Below are 19,085 nucleotides of genomic sequence, written 5' to 3'. Positions count from 1 at the left end.
GGGATGCCCGAGGCGGGGTCGCAGTCCGGCGCCGGAGATGCCCGAGGCGGGCGGGCAGGTAGGGCGGGGCGGCCGAGTTCCGGCCGGGGCCGGTCCCGTACGCCCCCGGGGCGGTCCCGGCCCGGGGATGCCTGAGGCGGCTGGCGGTATGGGCCGGCAGGGGGGCGGTGCGGGCCGGTGAAGGCTGGTTGCGGGGGTGACCCGCGCCCTGGGGGGCGCGGGTCAGTTGTCGCCCTCGCGCTCCGCCAGGAAGCGCTCGAACTCCCGCCCGATCTCGTCCGCCGACGGGATCTCCACGGGCTCGGCCAGCATGTTGCCCCGGGTCTCGGCGCCCGCCGCGGCGTCGTACTGGTGCTCCAGGCCCTGGACGAGCGCGGTCAGTTCCTCGTCCCCCTCCCGGACCTGCCGGTCGATCTCGTTCTGCGTGCGGTGCGCGTCCGTGCGCAGCGAGTGGGCCACGCCGGGCAGCACCAGACCGGTGGCTGCCGTGACGGCCTCCAGGACGGTCAGGGCGGCGTCCGGGTAGGCGGAACGGGCGATGTAGTGCGGGACGTGCGCGGCCACGCCCAGGACGTCGTGCCCGGCCTCCATGAGGCGGTATTCGATCAACGCCTCGGCGCTGCCGGGCACCTGCGCCTCGTCGAACGGGCTGCGGTGACCGGGAACGAGGTCGGTGCGGTTGCCGTGCGGGGTCAGGCCCACCGGGCGGGTGTGCGGGACGCCCATGGGGATGCCGTGGAAGTTCACGGACAGGCGGACGCCGAGCCGTTCCACCAGCTGCCGCACCGCCGCCGCGAACCGTTCCCACTCCACGTCCGGCTCGGGACCGGACAGCAGCAGGAACGGGGCACCGGTCGTGTCCTGGACGAGGCGGACCTCGATGGCCGGTACTTCGTAGTCCGTCCAGCGGTCCCGCTTGAAGGTCAGCAGGGGGCGCCGGGCCCGGTAGTCCACGAGCCGGTCGTGGTCGAACCTGGCCACGAGCTGGTGGGGCAGTGAGTCGAGCAGCTGGTCGACGATCTGGTCGCCGGTCTCACCCGCGTCGATGTATCCGTCGAAGTGGTAGAGCATGACAAGGCCGGCCGACTCCTGGGCGAGCGCCATGTCGACCACGGCGAGGCCCTTCGGCTCCCATGCGTACAAACCCTGCGGATCAAGCACTGTGACCGCTCCTCCTCGTGTCCGTCATCGACAACGCGCCCTGGAACGGCGGAATTCCCGCGACACGCCGCGATCTGCGATCTCCCGCGGGACGCCTTGACGTCCCGTCACCTGGTCCGTACCTTCACGACCATCGGCGTTCATACTGACGTTCATCGTTCATGTATGAGAAATCGCCTGGATCGCGCCCTGACGTCCGTACGAAAGGAGAGCCCCCATGCGCATACGCACTCCGCTCGTCTTCCTGCTCGCCACGCCCCTCGCCGCCGGCGGTGTGCTGCTGACCGCCGCCGGGCCGGCCTCCTCCGCCACCACCATCGAGGTGACGACCGCGGCCCAGCTGAAGACCGCCCTCGGCGCCGCCGAGCCCGGCGACACGATCCACCTGGCGGACGGCACGTACACCGGGAACTTCAAGGCGGCCACGCCGGCCACGGCGTCCGCCCGGATCACCCTCACCGGGTCCCCCGGCGCCGTCCTCACCGCCGGCGGCGGCTACGGGCTCCATCTGAACGGCGCCTCCTACTGGACGGTCAGCGGCCTGACCGTGACCGGCGGCCAGAAGGGCATCATGATCGACGCGGCCAAGGGCGTCGTCGTGGACGGCGTCACGGTGCACGGCCTGGACATGGAGGGCGTGCACTTCCGCAACTCCAGCACGGACGGAGTGATCAGGAACTCGCGCGTCTACGACACCGGGAACGACGGCAGAGGCATGGGCGAGGGCGTCTACGTCGGCACCGCGAACACGCTGTCCGACAGGAGCGACCGCGTCCAGATCCTGAACAACACGATCGGTCCGGACGTGGGCGGCGAGAACGTCGACGTCAAGGAGGGCACGACCGGTGCGCGCATCATCGGCAACACCTTCGACGGCAGCGGTCTGACCGGCGCCAACTACGACGACTCCTGGGTCGACGTCAAGGGCAACGACGTCCTCGTCCAGGACAACACCGGCACCCGGACCAGCAACGACGGCTACCAGACCCACACCCAGCAGCCCGGCTGGGGCTGCGGCACGGTCTTCAGGGGCAACCGGTCGGCCCTGACCGGCGCCACCGGATCCACCCGGCTGGCGATCGACGTCACCAACAACAGCCCAGACTGCAGGACGACGGTCTACAGCAGCAACACGGTGACAGGCGGCAAGGGCCTGACGAACATCCCGGTGACTTCATGAGCGGGCATCCCGGTGACCTCTGAGGAGGCCCGGTGACGTCCTGAGCAGCAGTGAGGGGCCGCACCTCGAAAGGTGCGGCCCCTCAGCAGCTATCGGCTAAGCCTCAGCTGCGACGATCAGCTCTGGCCGCCGGCGAGCTTCTCGCGCAGCGCGGCCAGCGCCTCGTCCGAGGCCAGCGCGCCGGAGGTGTCCGCACCCTCGGAGGAGTACGAACCGCCACCCGAAGCGGCCGGAGCGGCAGCCTCGCCACCCTCGGCGGCAGCGGCAGCGTCGGCCTCGCGGGACTTGATGACCTGCTGCTGGTGCTGCTCGAAGCGGGTCTGCGCCTCGGCGTACTGGCGCTCCCACTCCTCGCGCTGCTTCTCGTAACCCTCGAGCCAGTCGTTGGTCTCGGGGTCGAAGCCCTCGGGGTAGATGTAGTTGCCCTGGTCGTCGTACGACGCGGCCATGCCGTACAGCGTCGGGTCGAACTCGACCGAGGCCGGGTCGGAACCGAAGGACTCGTTGGCCTGCTTCAGCGAGAGGCTGATGCGACGACGCTCGAGGTCGATGTCGATGACCTTCACGAAGATCTCGTCGTTGACCTGGACGACCTGCTCCGGGATCTCCACGTGGCGCTCGGCCAGCTCGGAGATGTGGACCAGACCCTCGATGCCCTCGTCCACGCGGACGAACGCACCGAACGGAACCAGCTTCGTGACCTTACCGGGCACGACCTGGCCGATCTGGTGGGTGCGGGCGAACTGCTGCCACGGGTCTTCCTGGGTCGCCTTCAGCGACAGGGAGACGCGCTCGCGGTCCATGTCGACGTCGAGGACCTCGACGGTGACTTCCTGGCCGACCTCGACAACCTCGGACGGGTGGTCGATGTGCTTCCAGGACAGCTCGGAGACGTGGACCAGACCGTCGACGCCACCCAGGTCCACGAAGGCACCGAAGTTGACGATCGACGAGACGACGCCGGAACGGACCTGACCCTTCTGGAGGGTCGTGAGGAACGTCTGGCGGACCTCGGACTGGGTCTGCTCCAGCCAGGCACGGCGGGACAGGACCACGTTGTTGCGGTTCTTGTCCAGCTCGATGATCTTGGCCTCGAGCTCCTTGCCCACGTAGGGCTGGAGGTCGCGAACACGGCGCATCTCGACCAGGGAGGCCGGGAGGAAGCCGCGGAGGCCGATGTCGAGGATGAGACCACCCTTGACGACCTCGATGACGGTACCGGTGACGATCCCGTCCTCTTCCTTGATCTTCTCGATGGTGCCCCAGGCACGCTCGTACTGGGCGCGCTTCTTCGAGAGGATCAGGCGGCCTTCCTTGTCCTCCTTCTGGAGAACAAGGGCTTCGATCTCGTCACCGACGGCGACGACCTCGTTGGGGTCGACGTCGTGCTTGATCGACAGCTCGCGGCTCGGGATAACGCCTTCGGTCTTGTAACCGATGTCGAGCAGGACCTCGTCCCGGTCGACCTTCACGATGACGCCGTCGACGATGTCGCCGTCGTTGAAGTACTTGATCGTCTCGTCGATCGCGGCGAGGAAAGCTTCCTCGTTACCGATGTCGTTGACCGCTACCTGCGGGGTGGTGGCGGTGGTCTCGGTGCTGCTCGTCATGTGGGAAAGGGCTCCGGTACGGACATTGAAGTCGTAGGTACTGCTTACGCCGGGAGCCCGTTTCGCTCTGTAGAAGCCGGACAGCCAAGGAAGCGCCACCTTGATGGACACCGGGTGCCCGGTGGCGCCTCGAAAACCGAGGGGACATACAACAGATGCGAGCGCAGCCTGCTACGTCTGAGGTGCGCAGGCTCGCAGCGCAACTTGTAGCATACGGGGGCAGCCGGACAGGGTCAATGCGCGAAGGCGCACACCCGGGGCGGATCGCCGCATACCCGGCAGAAGAAACACCCCAACGGGCCACACGGGCCCGGGGGATCCCTTCCGCGCAGACCCCGGCGGGTTGGACGGAAGAGTACGACGAGGGAGCCGATCATCCAAGAGCCGGAAGCGTACGACCCGGAGCGGCCGGAGGGATTCGAGCCCGAGGCCACCCGGCGTGACGCCGATGTCACGGAGAGCACCCGGGCGAACCGGGGCTGGTGGGACCGGAACGCGGACGAGTACCAGGTCGAGCACGGCACGTTCCTCGGGGACGACCGCTTCGTGTGGGGACCGGAGGGCCTGGACGAGGTGGAGGCCGAGCTGCTCGGCCCGCCGGAGGAGCTGAAGGGCAAGGACGTCCTGGAGATCGGCGCGGGCGCGGCGCAGTGCGCCCGCTGGCTGGCCGCCCAGGGCGCGCGTCCGGTGGCCCTGGACCTCTCGCACCGCCAGCTCCAGCACGCGCTGCGGATCGGCGGGTCGATTCCGCTGGTCTGCGCGGACGCCTGCGCGCTGCCCTTCGCGGACGGCTCCTTCGACCTGGCGTGCTCCGCGTACGGCGCGCTGCCCTTCGTGGCCGACCCGCGGCTGGTCCTGCGTGAGGTGCGCCGGGTGCTGCGGCCGGGCGGGCGGTTCGTGTTCTCGGTGACGCATCCGATCCGCTGGGCGTTCCCGGACGAGCCGGGTCCCGAGGGCCTGTCGGTGTCCTCCTCCTACTTCGACCGCACGCCCTACGTGGAGCAGGACGAGGAGGGCCGCGCGGTGTACGTGGAGCACCACAGGACGCTCGGCGACCGGGTGCGGGACATCGCGGCGTCGGACTTCCGGCTGGTGGACCTGGTGGAGCCCGAGTGGCCGGCCTGGAACACCGCGGAGTGGGGCGGCTGGTCGCCGCTGCGCGGCACGCTGATCCCGGGGACGGCGATCTTCGTCTGCGAGCGGGACTGAAGCGCTTCACGCACCCGCCCTCGCGCACGCGCGCGCCAGGAGCAGTCGTACGCACACCACTGCTCGTACGCGTACGCGCGTGAGGGCCGTTCCTGTCGTCGTACGACACTGGGAAGGTGATCCGTTACGACGCTCTGGACGCGCTGCCCGTGCGCTCCGCCCTGCCCGCCCTGGCCGACGCCCTGGAGGGTGACGGCACCGCCGTCCTGGTGGCGCCGCCCGGCACCGGCAAGACGACGCTGGTGCCGCTCGTGCTCGCGGGGCTGGCCGGGGGCGGTCCCGCGCGGCGGGTCGTGGTGGCCGAGCCGCGGCGGATCGCGGCGCGCGCGGCGGCCCGGCGCATGGCGTGGCTGCTGGGCGAGAAGCCCGGCCAGAGCGTCGGCTTCACGGTGCGCGGCGAGCGGGCCGTGGGGCGGCACACGCGCGTGGAGGTCGTGACGACCGGTGTCCTGCTCCAGCGGCTCCAGCGCGACCCGGAGCTGGCGGGGGTGGACGTCGTCGTCCTCGACGAGTGCCACGAGCGGCATCTGGACGCCGACACCGTGGCCGCCTTCCTGTGGGACGTCCGGCAGACGCTGCGGCCGGAGCTGCGGCTGGTGGCCGCGTCGGCGACCACGGACGCCGAGGGGTGGGCGCGGTTGCTGGGCGGGGCGCCGGTGGTCGAGGCGGCGGGGGCCGCCCATCCCGTGGAGGTGGTGTGGGCTCCTCCTGCGCGTCCGGTACGGCCGCCGCACGGGATGCGGGTGGATCCGGCGCTGCTTGCGCACGTGGCGTCGGTGGTGCGGCGGGCGCAGGCCGAGCGGGAGGGGGACGTGCTGTGCTTCCTGCCCGGGGTGGGTGAGATCGCGCGGGTGGCCGGGCAACTGGGGGGTCTGGGCGCCGTCGACGTGCTCCAGGTGCACGGGCGGGCCCCGGCCGAGGTGCAGGACGCGGTGCTGACGGCGGGACCGCGGCGGCGGGTGGTACTGGCGACGTCCGTCGCCGAGTCGTCGCTGACCGTGCCCGGAGTGCGGGTGGTGGTCGACTCCGGGCTGGCGCGGGAGCCGCGGGTGGACCACGCGCGCGGGCTGAGCGGGCTGACCACCGTGCGGGCGTCGCGGGCGGCGGGACGGCAGCGGGCGGGACGGGCCGGGCGTGAGGCGCCGGGGGCGGTGTACCGGTGCTGGACGGAGGCCGAGGACGGCCGCCTGCCGGCTTTTCCGGCGCCGGAGATCAAGGTGGCCGACCTGACCGCGTTCGCCCTCCAGGCGGCTTGCTGGGGCGATCCGGACGCCTCCGGGCTGGCGTTGCTGGACCCGCCGCCGGGTGGGGCGATGGCGGCGGCGCGGGAGGTGCTGTCGGCCGTGGGGGCGGTGGACTCCGCCGGGCGCGCCACGGAGGTCGGTGTGCGGCTGGCCCGGCTGGGGGTGCACCCTCGGCTGGGGCGGGCGCTGCTGGACACCTCCGGTGAGGGGGCGCCGGTCGTCGCTCTGCTGTCCGAGGAGGTGCCGCGGGACTACGGTGATGATCTCGCCGGTGCTTTGCGGCGTGCTCGGCACGGGGGTGACGCCTACGCGGGGCGGTGGGCCGCGGAGGTACGGCGGCTACGGGCCGTCTCCGCCGAGTTCTCCCACCCGCCCGCCGGCGGCCTCACCCCGCGGGTGGACGCCGAGGCAGGCACGGGCACCTTGGCCGAGGGGCGCGGCGGGGCCGGGGAGGACGGGGTCGTCGGGGCTGTCGCCGCCCTCGCCTTTCCCGAACGGGTCGCCAGGCTCGACGGCGGCTCGTACCTCATGGCGTCCGGGACGCGGGCCGAGCCTGCCGACGGGTCCGCCCTGCGGGGCGCTCCCTGGATCGTCGTGGCCGTCGCCGACCGGCCCTCCGGCAAGGGCCACGCGCGCGTGCTGCTCGGGGCCGCCGTCAGCGAGGACGTGGCGCGGGCCGCCGCCCGGCCTCTGCTCGCCGAGCGGGACGAGGTGCACTGGGCCGGCGGCGACGTCGTGGCCCGGCACGTGGTACGGCTGGGGGCGATCGAGCTGGCCGTACGCCCCCTGAAGAACGCCGACCCGGCGCTCGTGCGCGGCGCCCTGCTCGACGGGCTCCGGCAGGACGGGGTGGGGCTGCTGCGCTGGTCGGCGGAGGCCGAGTTGCTGCGGCAGCGGCTCGCGTTCCTGCGTGCGCGCCTCGGGGAGCCGTGGCCGGACGTGTCGGACGACGCGCTCCACGCGCGCGCGGACGAGTGGCTGGAGCCGGAGCTGAGCAGGGCCCGGCGGCGGGCCGATCTCGCCCGGATCGACGCCGGGCAGGCGCTCGCGCGGCTGCTGCCGTGGGCGAGCGGGGAGGCCGGCCGGCTGGACGAGCTGGCGCCGGAACGGATCACCGTACCGAGCGGGTCCAGAATCCGGATCGACTATCGGGATCCCGGGCGGCCGGTCCTCGCGGTCAAGCTGCAGGAGATGTTCGGGCTGCGGGAGACGCCGTCCGTGGCGGGCGTGCCGCTGCTCGTGCATCTGCTCTCCCCCGCCGGCCGGCCCGCCGCCGTCACGGCCGATCTCGTCTCCTTCTGGCAGGACGGCTACCGGGCCGTCCGGGCGGAGCTGCGCGGCCGGTATCCCCGGCATCCGTGGCCCGAGGACCCGGCGTCCGCCGAGCCCACGCGGCACACCAACGCCCGGCTCAGGCGCTGACCGGCTCGGACTCCTGCGTGCGCGGGGGCGCGGGGTCCCGCGGGTGGCGGGCGCGGCCCTCCAGGCAGAGGGAGAGGGCGAGGAGCAGCAGGCCGAGGCCGAGGAAGCCCCGGGGGGCGTAGGAGGTGAGGGCCAGGACGAGGGTGCGGTTCTGCTTGACGAGGGCGACCGTGTGGTCGATGTAGTCCTCGCGCATCTTCACGTGCCCGGCGAAGGCGGTGACCTTGGCCCGGCCGCCCAGCAGGGTGCCGCCGCGCAGCTCCTCCTTGTGGAGTTCCTCGCCGTAGACGGGTGCGCCGGTGACCGGTTCGACCCAGAACTTACGGACCGTGCTGTACCAGCGGGTGGTGCCCGTCCTGGCGACCGTCTCCGGGGTGATGCCCTGGACGGGCATGGTCTTCGGCATCGGGACCCTGGTCCAGGGGATGGTCTGTTCGAAGTAGAAGACCGGCACGCCGCGGAAGGTCCGGGTGCCCTCGTAGTGGATGGGGCTGGTGGTGCGGGTCTGCGCGTCGAAGTACTCGTAGTCCCGTTTCTGCGTCAGGAAGGGCCACTTGAACTCGATGCCCTCGCGCTTGACCGGGTCGCCGTCGACCATCTCGCCGGTGGCGTGCACGGGGTCCTGGCTGTGGGCGTCGAAGATGTACCGTTCGGGCACCTTGGAGACCATCTTGCCGTCGGGGCCCTGGACGTAGGAGAGGCTGTCCCAGACGACGACCGGGCGCCCGGCCGTCCGCTCGATCCTCTTCGCGGCCGCCACGTCGCCCTTGAGGGTCTGCACGATGGTGACCTTGGAGACCTTCCTCGCGCGCATGGTGCCGTAGTCGAGGAGGGTGGCGCCCCTGGCCTCCAGGACCATGTCCTGGTACTGGCCGGCCGGGATGCGGGCCAGGCGCGGGAAGGCGTACCAGCGCAGCAGCGGGGACAGCGCCGCGCAGAACACGGCGCAGGCGAGCAGGACCAGGCTTGCGTTGCGGCGCATTTCCGGCCTCCCTCCCGGACGGGCGCTGCTACGGGTGCGAGGGCACCGTCGTCAGCAGCGGCTTGGGGGACGTCCGGCCGGACGGCGAGCCCACCGCGCTGATCGTGAGGACCAGGGCGAGGGCGAGGGCGAGACCGGTCGCGGCGGCGATCAGGGCGCGCATGCGGGCCTCCCGGCGGTCGGTCCATGACCTCACGGCCTCTGATGGTTCGTCAGATCCGGCACCGTAGCAACGCGCGGGCGAGATGAGAACAGCGGTGCACGCACGCACAGCGGTGCACGCACGAAACCAGGGCGCCCTCCCCGCCGGAGCGGGAAGGGCGCCCTGTCACAGTGCCTCACCCCTGAAGGCGCGGCCTCGGACGCATGGCCTCAGGAGGAGGGAGAGGAGGAGGCGGACGGCGAGGAGGAGGCGGACGGGTCCGGGGACGGGCTCTGCGACGGGTCGACGGTGACCGCGACCTTCAACTCGACGGTGAGGGTCGCGCCGCCCGTGGTGGTGACGCGGAGCAGGTAGGTGCCCGAGATGTCGTCGGCGTACAGCTTCGGCAGCGTGAGCAGGCCCTTGGCGTCGGTCCTGAGCCCGGTGAGCGTGCGCACGGCGTTGCCGTCGGCGTCCTTGAAGTAGGGGCCCTTGTCGTTCTCCGTGGAGTCGGCCGCGGACTTGACCAGGGTGGCGGTGGCCGCGACCTTGTCGGCGACGGCGCCCTTGTACGTCGCCTTCACCTGGACCTGGTCGGCGAACTCGCCGCCCGGGGTGCAGGTCAGCGGGGTGTCGGCGGTGCGGACCAGGGTGTCGGCGGCGCGCGCGGCGACCGTCGCCGTGTAGTCGACGCCCTTGACCGAGCGGCCCACGACGGCGGCGGTGACCTTGAAGTCGCCGGTCTTCTCGCCGGCCTGGAGCGCGGGGGCGAGCGCGACCCCCTTGGCGTCGGTGGTGACCGTGGCCACGGTCTCGCCGCCGGTGAAGGTGGCGTCCGTGCCGCCGGTGATGGTGAACCGGACCCTGATCCTGGCGATGGACTTGCCGGCCTTGGTCTCGGCGCGGGTGCCGATCCGCTCGGCGAAGGCGTCGCCGGCCATCGCCGTGAGCTTCTTCGTGCCCGCGTCCTCCAGGTGGTCCACGAGGTCGGTCGGGGTCGGCGGGACGGGCGGCCGCGGCGGCTTGGGGTCGGGGGTCTCCGTGCCGCCGTTGCCGTTCCCGCCCTTGCCGTTCCCTCCCTTGCCGTTCCCGCCCTTGCCGTCGCCGTCCGAGGGCTTGCCGGGCTCGGGAGCCGGCTTGGTCCTCGGCGGCTTCGAGGGGCTCGGGGACGTGGTGGGGCCGGGGTTGTCGTCGCTGCGGTGCCCGGGCACGCCGCCGGAGCCGTCGGGGACGGAGTGGGTGCCCTTGCGGTAGTACTCCATCCAGTTCAGGACCAGGTTGAGATAGTCCTGCGAATTGTTGTAGCTGAGGATCGCGCTGTGCAGGTCGGCCTCGCGGGACAGGTCCCAGTCGTTGCGGCACAGGTAGTGGCCCGCGGCGAGCGCGGCGTCGTAGACGTTGTTGGGATCCTTCTTGCCGTCCCCGTTGCCGTCGCGGCCGGCCCAGGCCCATGTGGACGGGATGAACTGCATGGGTCCGACGGCCTGGTCGTAGGTGCTGTTGCCGTCGTACGCGCCGTTGTCGGTGTCCGGGATGAGCGCGAAGCCGTTGCCGTCGAGCTGCGGGCCGAGGATCGGGTGCAGCGTGGTGCCGTCGGCGTCCACCTGGCCGCCGCGGGCCTGCCCCGACTCCACGTTGCCGATGGCGGCGAGCAGTTGCCAGGGCAGGTTGCAGCCGGGCTTGGAGGAGCTCAGTTCGGCGGCGGCCTTCTGGTACGCGTCCAGGACCGTCGCGGGGATGCCGCCCTCGGCCCTGCCCACGGGGCTGGAGGGGCCGAGGAGCGACGACGACGGGCTGGGCTCGGGGCTGTTCAGCGGCGGCAGGTCCGTGTAGTACGGCGAGTTGCCGGTGGCGTTGCCGCCGCCGTCACCGCCGCCGTCCGGTACGGAGGTGGCGGTGCCGGCCGACATCTGTCTGCCGTGCTCCTCGCCGGTCGCTCCCGGAGCCTGGGACGCGGAGAGAGCCGCGACCGCCACCGCGGCCACGGCGGTGGTCGCCGCCCCCTTGCGCAGCCGACTGCCGAAATGCGCCGCCATTGAGTGAACCCCTCCCGTGGACGCCCGCGCGTCCGTCTCCGCCGCTTTCTTCCTCGCTCTGGGTCTGACGGTTGACCCGGCGTTCTGGTTGCCCCTGTTCCGTCTTTCGGTCCGTGGGACGTCAGTACGGCCGCGCGCCCGGCACGGCAACGCAGGTGACCCTACGACAACTTGCTGTGAGCGGGCACCCATTGACGCCCGGATTTCACCGTTTGGCCAACTGTCATCGGCAGGACGCCCCCGGGCGGCACCACTCATACTGAGCGGACCTGATCACCGGTACCGAAGCCCGGGCCGGCGAACGCTCCGGAGGCCCTGTTGCCGTTCACTCTCAGCCATGCGGCGGCCGTGCTGCCCGCGATCCGCCGGGACGGGAGCGGCCGGGGCGGGCTGGTGCCCACGGTGCTCGTCGCGGGTTCCTTCGCGCCCGACCTGCCCTACTATGCGGCTGGTGTCCTGCCGGGCGGGATGGAATTCGGCACGGTCACGCACGCGTTCGCCGGGGTCGCCACGGTCGACGTGCTCATCGCCTGGGCCCTCGCGGGGCTGTGGCTGCTGGTCCGCGGGCCGCTGGTCGCGATGCTGCCACGGGCCCGGCAAGGGCGGCCGGCCGCACTGGTGCGCTGCGGCGCGCCCCCCGCGCGCGTGGGGGCCGCGTCGGCGGGGTGGTGGTACGGCTCCGCGGTGGCCGGCGCGCTCACCCATGTGGTGTGGGACGCGTTCACGCACCACGACCGGTGGGGTACGCGGCTGGTTCCGGCCCTCGGGCGGGCCCGGCCGGCGGGCGTGCCGCTGTACACCTGGTTACAGTACGGGTCGTCCGCGGTGGCTGCCGTGCTGATCGCGGTGTTCGTGGCGCGAGCGCTGCGGCGGGCGCCGGACGGGGCACCGGAAGGGGTGCCCCTGCTGTCCGTGCGGGACCGTTGGTGGGCGCTCGCCGTGATCGGCGGCTGTGCTCTGGCCGGGGCGGTGCAGCGGACGGTGCAGTGGCGGCAGGAGCGGGGGGCGGCCGGGCGGCCGTGGGAGCTGGTGCCCACCCTGTGCTTCGGGGTGGGCACCGGGACGGTCCTGGGGCTGCTGCTGTACGCCGTGGGGGTCAGGGCCTGGCGTCCGGCCGCCGGCCCTGAGGATCCCGGGGATCACGCTGAGGTGGCCGGTGCGGGCCGGGGGCGGCCGGTCGCTCGGTGAGGGAGGCGACGAAGACCGTGAGGGTGGGCCGGGGGCGTGATCTCGGGACCAGGGTGAGCGTCAGGGCGAGATAGCCGCGGGCCAGGTCGGCCCACTGGCGCCAGTCCGGCACACGGTCCGGGTGCCCGGCGAGCCTGCGCCGGAGGCTCTTGGTGACGTTGCGGACGGTCATGGCCGGCTCGGACGGGACGCGGGCGGTGCTTGCGTCGGCCGCGAGGGCCGGGACCGGCGCGGCGGGCAGCGCCGGCGCCGAGGCGGTGACCGCCCAGACCCCGATGACTGCCTCGGGCGTCCGGCGGTGAAGCATGCGTATACCCATGCCCGCAGTGTTGCGGCTGCGGGGGGTGCGGGGCGTTCTGGCGGGGGCCACGAGAGTGACGGGTCCCCCCGGGGGTCGGGCCTGTTTGGTACGGGTGGGGTAAGGGCCGTCCGCGTGGGTCCGGCACCGCCGGAAGCGGCGTGCGGCTGGGCCGCCGCTCCGGCACCGGCGGCCTCCCCACCACCGCCATGCGCCGTGACCTGGGAGGGAGCCGTCACGGGGGCAATGGCCTCGACACGGCCGGGATGACGCGCTGGAAAGGCTGATTCCCGCCGCGGCGGAGACGAGGGGCTCGGCCGGAGCGTGCGGGCTCGGCCGGAACGTGCGGGCTCGACCGGAACGTGCCGGCTCGACCGGAACGTGCTGGTCGGACGACGGGGGCGTCGGGCTCCGGGGCGACGGAGGGGGCGCCGTACCCCACCCGACCCCCCGACGGCGCGCCCCCGCCGGCCGACAGGCGCGGCGGACCGGAGACCGCGGAGGGGGCGTCGCGCCCGGTGCGGTGGCCGTGTCCCGACTCCGCCCGGTCGTGGCGCCCCCTCCGTGCACGTACCGTCGGACTAGTGCGCGGCCGACTCCCAGTCCGGGCCCACGCCCACCGAGACGTCCAGCGGGGCCCTCAGCTGCACGGCGGCAGCCATTTCGCGGCGGACGAGTTCCTCCGCCGCCGCCCGCTCGCCGGGGGCGATCTCCAGGACGATTTCGTCGTGGACCTGCAGGAGCATGCGGGACTTGAGGTCCGCCTCCCGCAGCGCGCTGCCCACCTTGAGCATGGCGATCTTGACGATGTCCGCCGCCGTGCCCTGGATGGGCGCGTTCAGGGCCATGCGCTCGGCCGCCTCGCGGCGCTGGCGGTTGTCGCTGTTGAGGTCGGGGAGGTACCGGCGGCGCCCGAAGAGCGTCGCCGTGTAGCCCGTCGCCCGCGCCTCGTCGACCGCCCGGCGCAGATAGTCCCGGACCCCGCCGAAGCGCTCGAAGTACGCGTCCATCAGGGCGCGGGCCTCGGCCGCGTCGATGTTCAGCTGCTGGGACAGGCCGAACGCGGACAGGCCGTAGGCGAGGCCGTACGACATCGCCTTGATCTTGCGGCGCATCTCCGCGTCCACGGCGCCGGGCTCGACGCCGAACACCTGGGAGGCGGCCGTGGTGTGCAGGTCCTCGCCGGAGGTGAACGCCTGGATGAGGCCCTCGTCCTCGGACAGGTGGGCCATCACCCGCAGTTCGATCTGGCTGTAGTCCGCGGTCATCAGGGACTCGAAGCCCTCACCGACCACGAAGCCCCGGCGGATCGCCCGGCCCTCGTCCGTGCGGACCGGGATGTTCTGGAGGTTCGGGTCCGTGGAGGACAGCCGGCCGGTCGCGGCCACCGTCTGGTTGAACGTGGTGTGGATACGGCCGTCGCCCGCGATGGCCTTGATCAGGCCCTCGACGGTGACCCGCAGCTTGGCCTGCTCGCGGTGCCGGAGCATGATCACCGGCAGTTCGTTGTCGGTCTGGGTGGCGAGCCAGGCCAGGGCGTCGGCGTCCGTGGTGTAGCCGGTCTTGGTCTTCTTGGTCTTCGGCAGGGCCAGCTCCTCGAAGAGGACCTGCTGGAGCTGCTTGGGCGAACCCAGGTTGAACTCGTGGCCGGCCGCCGCGTGCGCCTCCTTCACGGCCTGCTGGACCGCGCCCGCGAACATCTGCTCCATCGCCTCGAGGTGCGCCCGGTCGGCGGCGATGCCGTGCCGCTCCATGCGGGCGAGCAGGGCGGAGGTGGGCAGCTCCATGTCGCGCAGGAGGTCGGCGGCGCCGACCTCCGCCAGGCGGGTCCCGAACGCCTCGCCGAGGTCCAGGACCGCGCGGGCCTGGATCATCAGGGCCTCGGCCTCGGCGCCGTCGTCCGCGCCGAAGGCCAGCTGGCCGTCGGCCGCCGCCGCCGGGACCAGCTCGCGGTGCAGGTACTCCAGGGAGAGCGCGTCGAGGTCGAAGGAGCGGCGGCCGGGCTTGACCAGGTAGGCGGCGAGCGCGGTGTCCATGGTCACGCCCTCGACGGACCAGCCGTGCTCGGCGAAGACGCGCATGGCGCCCTTGGCGTTGTGGAGCACCTTGGGCCGGTCCGCGTCGGCCAGCCAGCCCGCGAACGCGTTCTCGTCGGCCTGGTCCAGCTCGGCCGGGTCGAACCAGGCCGCCTCTCCCCCGGCCGCGGCGAGGGCGACCTCGGCGACCGAGCCGGCGCCCAGTGCCCAGGTGTCCACGGTGGCGACGCCCAGGGTGCCGGTGCCGTGCTCGGCGAGCCAGGGGGCCAGCTCGCCGGTCCGCAGGATCCTGCCGTCGATCTCGACGCCGTCGGCGGCGACCGGGGCGGCCTCGGCCTCCTCCGTGCCCGGGTCGACGGCGAAGAGCCGCTCGCGCAGCGAGGGGTTGCGGATCTCCAGGGTGTCGAGGACCATCGCGACGGCCTTGCGGTCGTACGGGGCCCGCTCCAGGTCGGCGACCGCCTTCGGCAGCTCGACCTCGCGCTCCAGCTCGGTCAGCAGGCGGTTGAGCTTGACCGCCTCCAGGTGGTCGCGGAGGTTCTGGCCGGCCTTGCCCTTGACCTCGTCGACGCGCTCGACCAGCTCGGCGAAGGACCCGAACTGGTTGATCCACTTCGCGGCGGTCTTCTCACCGACGCCGGGGATGCCGGGGAGGTTGTCGGACGGGTCGCCGCGCAGGGCCGCGAAGTCGGGATACTGGGCGGGCGTCAATCCGTACTTCTCGAAAACCTTCTCCGGGGTGAACCGGGTCAGCTCCGAGACGCCCTTGGTCGGGTAGAGCACGGTGATGTGCTCGCTGACCAGCTGGAAGGAGTCGCGGTCACCGGTGACGATCAGCACCTCGAAGCCCGCGGCCTCGGCCTGGGTGGCGAGCGTGGCGATCACGTCGTCCGCCTCGAAGCCCTCGACGGCGAAGCGCGGGGCGTGCATCGCGTCGAGCAGCTCGCCGATCAGCTCGACCTGGCCCTTGAACTCGTCCGGGGTCTTGGAGCGGTTCGCCTTGTACTCGGTGAACCGCTCGGAGCGCCAGGTCTTGCGGGAGACGTCGAAGGCGACCGCGAAGTGCGTGGGCGCCTCGTCACGCAGGGTGTTGGCCAGCATCGACGCGAAACCGTAGATCGCGTTCGTCGGCTGGCCGGTCGCGGTCGTGAAGTTCTCCGCGGGCAGCGCGAAGAACGCGCGGTAGGCCAGCGAGTGCCCGTCCATGAGCATCAGCCGGGGACGGGTGCCGCCGGGGGTCTTGTCGGTCTGCTTCGATGCTGTCTCTGCCACGCCCCCGATCCTGCCACGCCGCACTGACAGTCCGGTCCGGACGGTTCTCCGCCCGGTACGGCGAGACGCGGTCCCGTCACTCACCGCGACAGGTCCGCGGCGCAAGCGATGCCGGCGGCCCGTGCCGGCCCGCCCGCCCGCCACGGCCGTCGGTGCCCCGTGGGAGGATCGCCGGCGTATGTGTCACGCGCAGTCGAAGGGGAGCGTGCGATGGCGACGAAGCCGCCCAAGGGTGATCCGGTTCAGGACGCGCCGCAGGTCACGGAACCCAAGCACGTGGCGGCGGGGCTGCCGGCCATCGGGCACACCCTGCGCGTCGCCCAGCAGCAGATGGGTGTGCGGCGCACCGCGCTGACGCTGCTGCGCGTGAACCAGAAGGACGGCTTCGACTGCCCGGGATGCGCCTGGCCGGAACCGGACCACCGGCACGCGGCGGAGTTCTGCGAGAACGGCGCCAAGGCGGTCGCCGAGGAGGCCACGCTGCGGCGGGTCACGCCCGAGTTCTTCGCCGCCCACTCCGTCGCGGACCTCTTCGGCCGCAGCGGCTACTGGCTGGGCCAGCAGGGCCGGCTCACGCACCCCATGTACCTCCCCGAGGGAGGCACGCACTACGAGCCGGTCTCCTGGGAGCGGGCCTTCGGCATCGTCGCCGAGGAGATCGCCGCCCTCGGCTCCCCGGACGAGGCCGTCTTCTACACCTCGGGCCGCACCAGCAACGAGGCCGCGTTCCTGTACCAGCTCTTCGCGCGCGAGCTGGGCACGAACAACCTGCCGGACTGCTCGAACATGTGCCACGAGTCGTCCGGGTCGGCGCTCACCGAGACGATCGGCATCGGCAAGGGCAGCGTCCTGCTGGAGGACCTGTACCAGGCCGACCTGATCATCGTCGCGGGCCAGAACCCGGGCACGAACCATCCGCGCATGCTCTCGGCGCTGGAGAAGGCCAAGGCCAACGGCGCGAAGGTCATCAGCGTCAACCCGCTGCCCGAGGCGGGTCTGGAGCGCTTCAAGAACCCGCAGACCCCGCAGGGCCTCGTCAGGGGCGCCGCCCTCACCGATCTGTTCCTGCAGATCCGCATCGGCGGCGACCAGGCCCTCTTCCGGCTCCTGAACAAGCTGATCCTGGAGACCGAGGGCGCGGTCGACGAGGAGTTCGTGCGCGAGCACACCCATGGCTTCGAGGAGTTCACCGAGGCCGCCCGGGCCGCCGACTGGGAGCAGACGCTCGCGGCGACCGGCCTCACGCGCGCGGAGATCGAGAAGGCCCTCGGCATGGTCCTCGCCTCGAAGCGGACCATCGTCTGCTGGGCCATGGGCCTCACCCAGCACAAGCACGCCGTCCCGACCATCCGCGAGGTGGTCAACTTCCTGCTGCTGCGCGGCAACATCGGCCGTCCGGGCGCGGGTGTGTGCCCGGTGCGCGGGCACAGCAACGTCCAGGGCGACCGCACCATGGGCATCTTCGAGCGGCCCGCCCCGGCCTTCCTGGACGCCCTGGAGAAGGAGTTCGGGTTCGCGCCGCCGCGCGAGCACGGCCTCGACGTCGTACGGGCCATCCGCGCGCTGCGCGACGGCGAGGCGAAGGTCTTCTTCGCGATGGGCGGCAACTTCGTCTCCGCCTCGCCCGACACCGAGGTCACCGAGGCGGCGATGCGCCGCGCGCGGCTGACCGTGCACGTGTCGACCAAGCTGAACCGTTCGCACGTGGTCACGGGCGCGCGGGCGCTGATCCTGCCGACGCTGGGCCGCACCGAACGCGATGTGCGGGACGGCGGGGAGCAGTTCGTGACGGTGGAGGACTCCATGGGCATGGTGCACGCCTCGCGCGGGCGCCTGCGGCCGGCGAGCCCGCAGCTGAGGTCCGAGCCGGCCATCGTCTGCGGTCTCGCGCGCCGGGTGCTCGGCGAACGCAGCGTCGTGCCGTGGGAGGAGTTCGAGAAGGACTACGCGACCGTCCGGGACCGTATCGCGCGCGTGATCCCGGGTTTCGAGGACTTCAACGCGCGCGTGGCCCGTCCCGGCGGCTTCGCGCTGCCGCACGCCCCGCGCGACGAGCGCCGCTTCCCGACCGCCACGGGCAAGGCGAACTTCACGGCGGCGCCGGTGGAATACCCGAGGCTGCCCGAGGGGCGGCTGCTGTTGCAGACCCTGCGCTCGCACGACCAGTACAACACCACCATCTACGGGCTGGACGACCGTTACCGGGGCATCACGGGCGGGCGCCGGGTGGTGCTGGTGCACCCCGAGGACGCGCGGGCGCTCGGCGTCGCCGAGGGGGCGTACGTCGACCTGGTGAGCGAGTGGCAGGACGGGGTGGAGCGGCGGGCGCCCGGGTTCCGGGTCGTGCTGTATCCGACGGCCCGGGGCTGTGCGGCGGCGTACTACCCCGAGACGAACGTGCTGGTGCCGCTCGACGCCACCGCCGACACCAGCAACACCCCGGCGAGCAAGTCCGTCGTCGTACGCCTCGAAGGTCACTCCGAGGGCGGTCTGGAACAATCGGCGACCGACTGAGCGTTTGCTCAGTGAGCGGACAGGTGGACGACGAACGGAGCCGGGCCCATGGGTGAGCAGCAGCAAGTGAAGTTCCCGCAGGAGATCATCGAGGAGTACGCGGCGCTCGGTGTGGACCTGCCCGCCCTGTTCTCGGCCGGCCACCTGGGTGCGCGCATGGGGGTGCAGATCCTGGAGGCCGCACCGGACAGGGTCGTCGGCACCATGCCGGTGGAGGGCAACACCCAGCCGTACGGCCTGCTGCACGGCGGTGCCTCGGCGGTGCTGGCGGAGACCCTGGGCTCGGTCGGCTCCATGCTGCACGGCGGCATCTCGAAGGTCGCCGTCGGTGTCGACCTCAACTGCACGCACCACCGCGGGGTGCGCTCGGGCCTGGTGACGGGCGTGGCCACGCCTGTGCACCGGGGCCGGTCCACGGCGACGTACGAGATCGTGATCAGCGACGAGGAGGGCCGCCGGGTCTGCTCCGCCCGGCTGACCTGCCTGCTGCGGGACGTGCGCCCGGGTGACGGACCGGCCGAGTCCGCCGGAAGCTGATCCCCCGCTTCGCGGGAAGCGAGCCCGGCTTCGGCCGAGGCGTTGCCCCTCGCCGCCCCTCCCCCTAGCTTCGGCACATGGGACGGCGAGGAGGCCCCCCGCCGGGGGTGGGACTGCTGGTACTCGGACTGGTGCTGCCGGCGACGCTGTACACGGCGGGCTGCACCGCCCCCGCGGGCTCCACCGGCCCCTCCCCCGGCCCCGCGGGCTCCACCGGCCCCTCCCCCGGCCCCGCGGGCTCCACCGGCCCCTCC

General features: G+C 72.5%; 13 protein-coding genes. 6 read left to right on the top strand and 7 right to left on the bottom strand.

The features are described 5' to 3' along the window. Positions 1-222: 222 nt before the first annotated feature. A complete protein-coding gene (locus AB0B40_RS02145) occupies positions 223-1,161 on the bottom strand; it encodes a PAC2 family protein (RefSeq protein ID WP_345050639.1) in 939 nt (312 codons plus the stop codon). 217 nt (positions 1,162-1,378) lie between these two features. Between AB0B40_RS02145 and AB0B40_RS02140 the strand changes: the two genes are divergently transcribed. Beyond that, positions 1,379-2,341, top strand: a complete 963-nt coding sequence (locus AB0B40_RS02140; protein ID WP_362262189.1) for a right-handed parallel beta-helix repeat-containing protein — start codon at positions 1,379-1,381, stop codon at positions 2,339-2,341. A gap of 116 nt (positions 2,342-2,457) precedes the next feature. Here the strand turns inward: AB0B40_RS02140 and rpsA are convergent, their stop codons facing one another. Continuing rightward, on the bottom strand, positions 2,458-3,951 hold the full coding sequence (gene rpsA / locus AB0B40_RS02135) for a 30S ribosomal protein S1 (RefSeq protein ID WP_333777830.1): 1,494 nt from the start codon (positions 3,949-3,951) through the stop codon (positions 2,458-2,460). A gap of 372 nt (positions 3,952-4,323) precedes the next feature. Here rpsA and AB0B40_RS02130 point away from each other — a divergent pair, with 372 nt between their 5' ends. Then, positions 4,324-5,160: a class I SAM-dependent methyltransferase gene (locus AB0B40_RS02130; RefSeq protein ID WP_345050973.1), complete on the top strand. Its 837-nt coding sequence runs from the start codon at positions 4,324-4,326 to the stop codon at positions 5,158-5,160. Positions 5,161-5,276: 116 nt separating this feature from the next. Next, a complete protein-coding gene (gene hrpB, locus AB0B40_RS02125; RefSeq protein WP_362262186.1) occupies positions 5,277-7,826 on the top strand; it encodes an ATP-dependent helicase HrpB in 2,550 nt (849 codons plus the stop codon). Here hrpB and AB0B40_RS02120 read toward each other — a convergent pair. The 3 genes from AB0B40_RS02120 to AB0B40_RS02110 form a co-directional block, all read right to left on the bottom strand. Then, positions 7,816-8,808: a DUF3068 domain-containing protein gene (locus AB0B40_RS02120; RefSeq protein ID WP_362262184.1), complete on the bottom strand. Its 993-nt coding sequence runs from the start codon at positions 8,806-8,808 to the stop codon at positions 7,816-7,818. The genes hrpB and AB0B40_RS02120 overlap by 11 nt on opposite strands. A gap of 28 nt (positions 8,809-8,836) precedes the next feature. Beyond that, a complete protein-coding gene (locus AB0B40_RS02115; protein WP_345050971.1) occupies positions 8,837-8,971 on the bottom strand; it encodes an SPW_0924 family protein in 135 nt (44 codons plus the stop codon). 209 nt (positions 8,972-9,180) lie between these two features. Then, positions 9,181-10,986 (bottom strand): lytic transglycosylase domain-containing protein, encoded by a 1,806-nt coding sequence (locus AB0B40_RS02110; protein WP_362262181.1) that lies wholly within the window; start codon positions 10,984-10,986, stop codon positions 9,181-9,183. A 318-nt stretch (positions 10,987-11,304) separates the two neighbouring features. Here AB0B40_RS02110 and AB0B40_RS02105 point away from each other — a divergent pair, with 318 nt between their 5' ends. Next, positions 11,305-12,174 (top strand): DUF4184 family protein, encoded by an 870-nt coding sequence (locus AB0B40_RS02105; protein WP_345050628.1) that lies wholly within the window; start codon positions 11,305-11,307, stop codon positions 12,172-12,174. Here the strand turns inward: AB0B40_RS02105 and AB0B40_RS02100 are convergent. Further along, the gene (locus AB0B40_RS02100) at positions 12,083-12,493 is read right to left on the bottom strand and encodes a hypothetical protein (protein WP_345050625.1); all 411 of its coding nucleotides are present in this window, start codon (positions 12,491-12,493) and stop codon (positions 12,083-12,085) included. The genes AB0B40_RS02105 and AB0B40_RS02100 overlap by 92 nt on opposite strands. Before the next feature lie 560 nt (positions 12,494-13,053). Then, positions 13,054-15,780 (bottom strand): DNA polymerase I, encoded by a 2,727-nt coding sequence (gene polA, locus AB0B40_RS02095; protein ID WP_345050623.1) that lies wholly within the window; start codon positions 15,778-15,780, stop codon positions 13,054-13,056. Positions 15,781-15,990: 210 nt separating this feature from the next. On the opposite strand from polA, the gene AB0B40_RS02090 reads away from it, so the two are divergent. Beyond that, on the top strand, positions 15,991-18,294 hold the full coding sequence (locus AB0B40_RS02090; RefSeq protein ID WP_362262176.1) for an FdhF/YdeP family oxidoreductase: 2,304 nt from the start codon (positions 15,991-15,993) through the stop codon (positions 18,292-18,294). A gap of 48 nt (positions 18,295-18,342) precedes the next feature. Continuing rightward, entirely contained in the window at positions 18,343-18,831 is a 489-nt protein-coding gene (locus AB0B40_RS02085) for a hotdog fold thioesterase (RefSeq protein ID WP_345050618.1), read from the top strand. Positions 18,832-19,085 lie beyond the last annotated feature (254 nt).

The sequence above is a fragment of the Streptomyces sp. NPDC042638 genome (genome assembly GCF_040647235.1).
Classification (GTDB): Bacteria; Actinomycetota; Actinomycetes; order Streptomycetales; family Streptomycetaceae; genus Streptomyces; species Streptomyces rameus.
This window is presented reverse-complemented; position numbering and strand designations above follow the sequence as displayed.

Bases quoted from the DNA above. Each gene is read 5' to 3' on its own strand.
- AB0B40_RS02140 (WP_362262189.1), top strand. From the start codon at position 1,379: ATGCGCATACGCACTCCGCTCGTCTTCCTGCTCGCCACGCCCCTCGCC.
- rpsA (WP_333777830.1), bottom strand. From the start codon at position 3,951: ATGACGAGCAGCACCGAGACCACCGCCACCACCCCGCAGGTAGCGGTC.
- AB0B40_RS02120 (WP_362262184.1), bottom strand. From the start codon at position 8,808: ATGCGCCGCAACGCAAGCCTGGTCCTGCTCGCCTGCGCCGTGTTCTGC.
- AB0B40_RS02115 (WP_345050971.1), bottom strand. From the start codon at position 8,971: ATGCGCGCCCTGATCGCCGCCGCGACCGGTCTCGCCCTCGCCCTCGCC.
- AB0B40_RS02110 (WP_362262181.1), bottom strand. From the start codon at position 10,986: ATGGCGGCGCATTTCGGCAGTCGGCTGCGCAAGGGGGCGGCGACCACC.
- AB0B40_RS02100 (WP_345050625.1), bottom strand. From the start codon at position 12,493: ATGGGTATACGCATGCTTCACCGCCGGACGCCCGAGGCAGTCATCGGG.
- AB0B40_RS02090 (WP_362262176.1), top strand. From the start codon at position 15,991: ATGGCGACGAAGCCGCCCAAGGGTGATCCGGTTCAGGACGCGCCGCAG.
- AB0B40_RS02085 (WP_345050618.1), top strand. From the start codon at position 18,343: ATGGGTGAGCAGCAGCAAGTGAAGTTCCCGCAGGAGATCATCGAGGAG.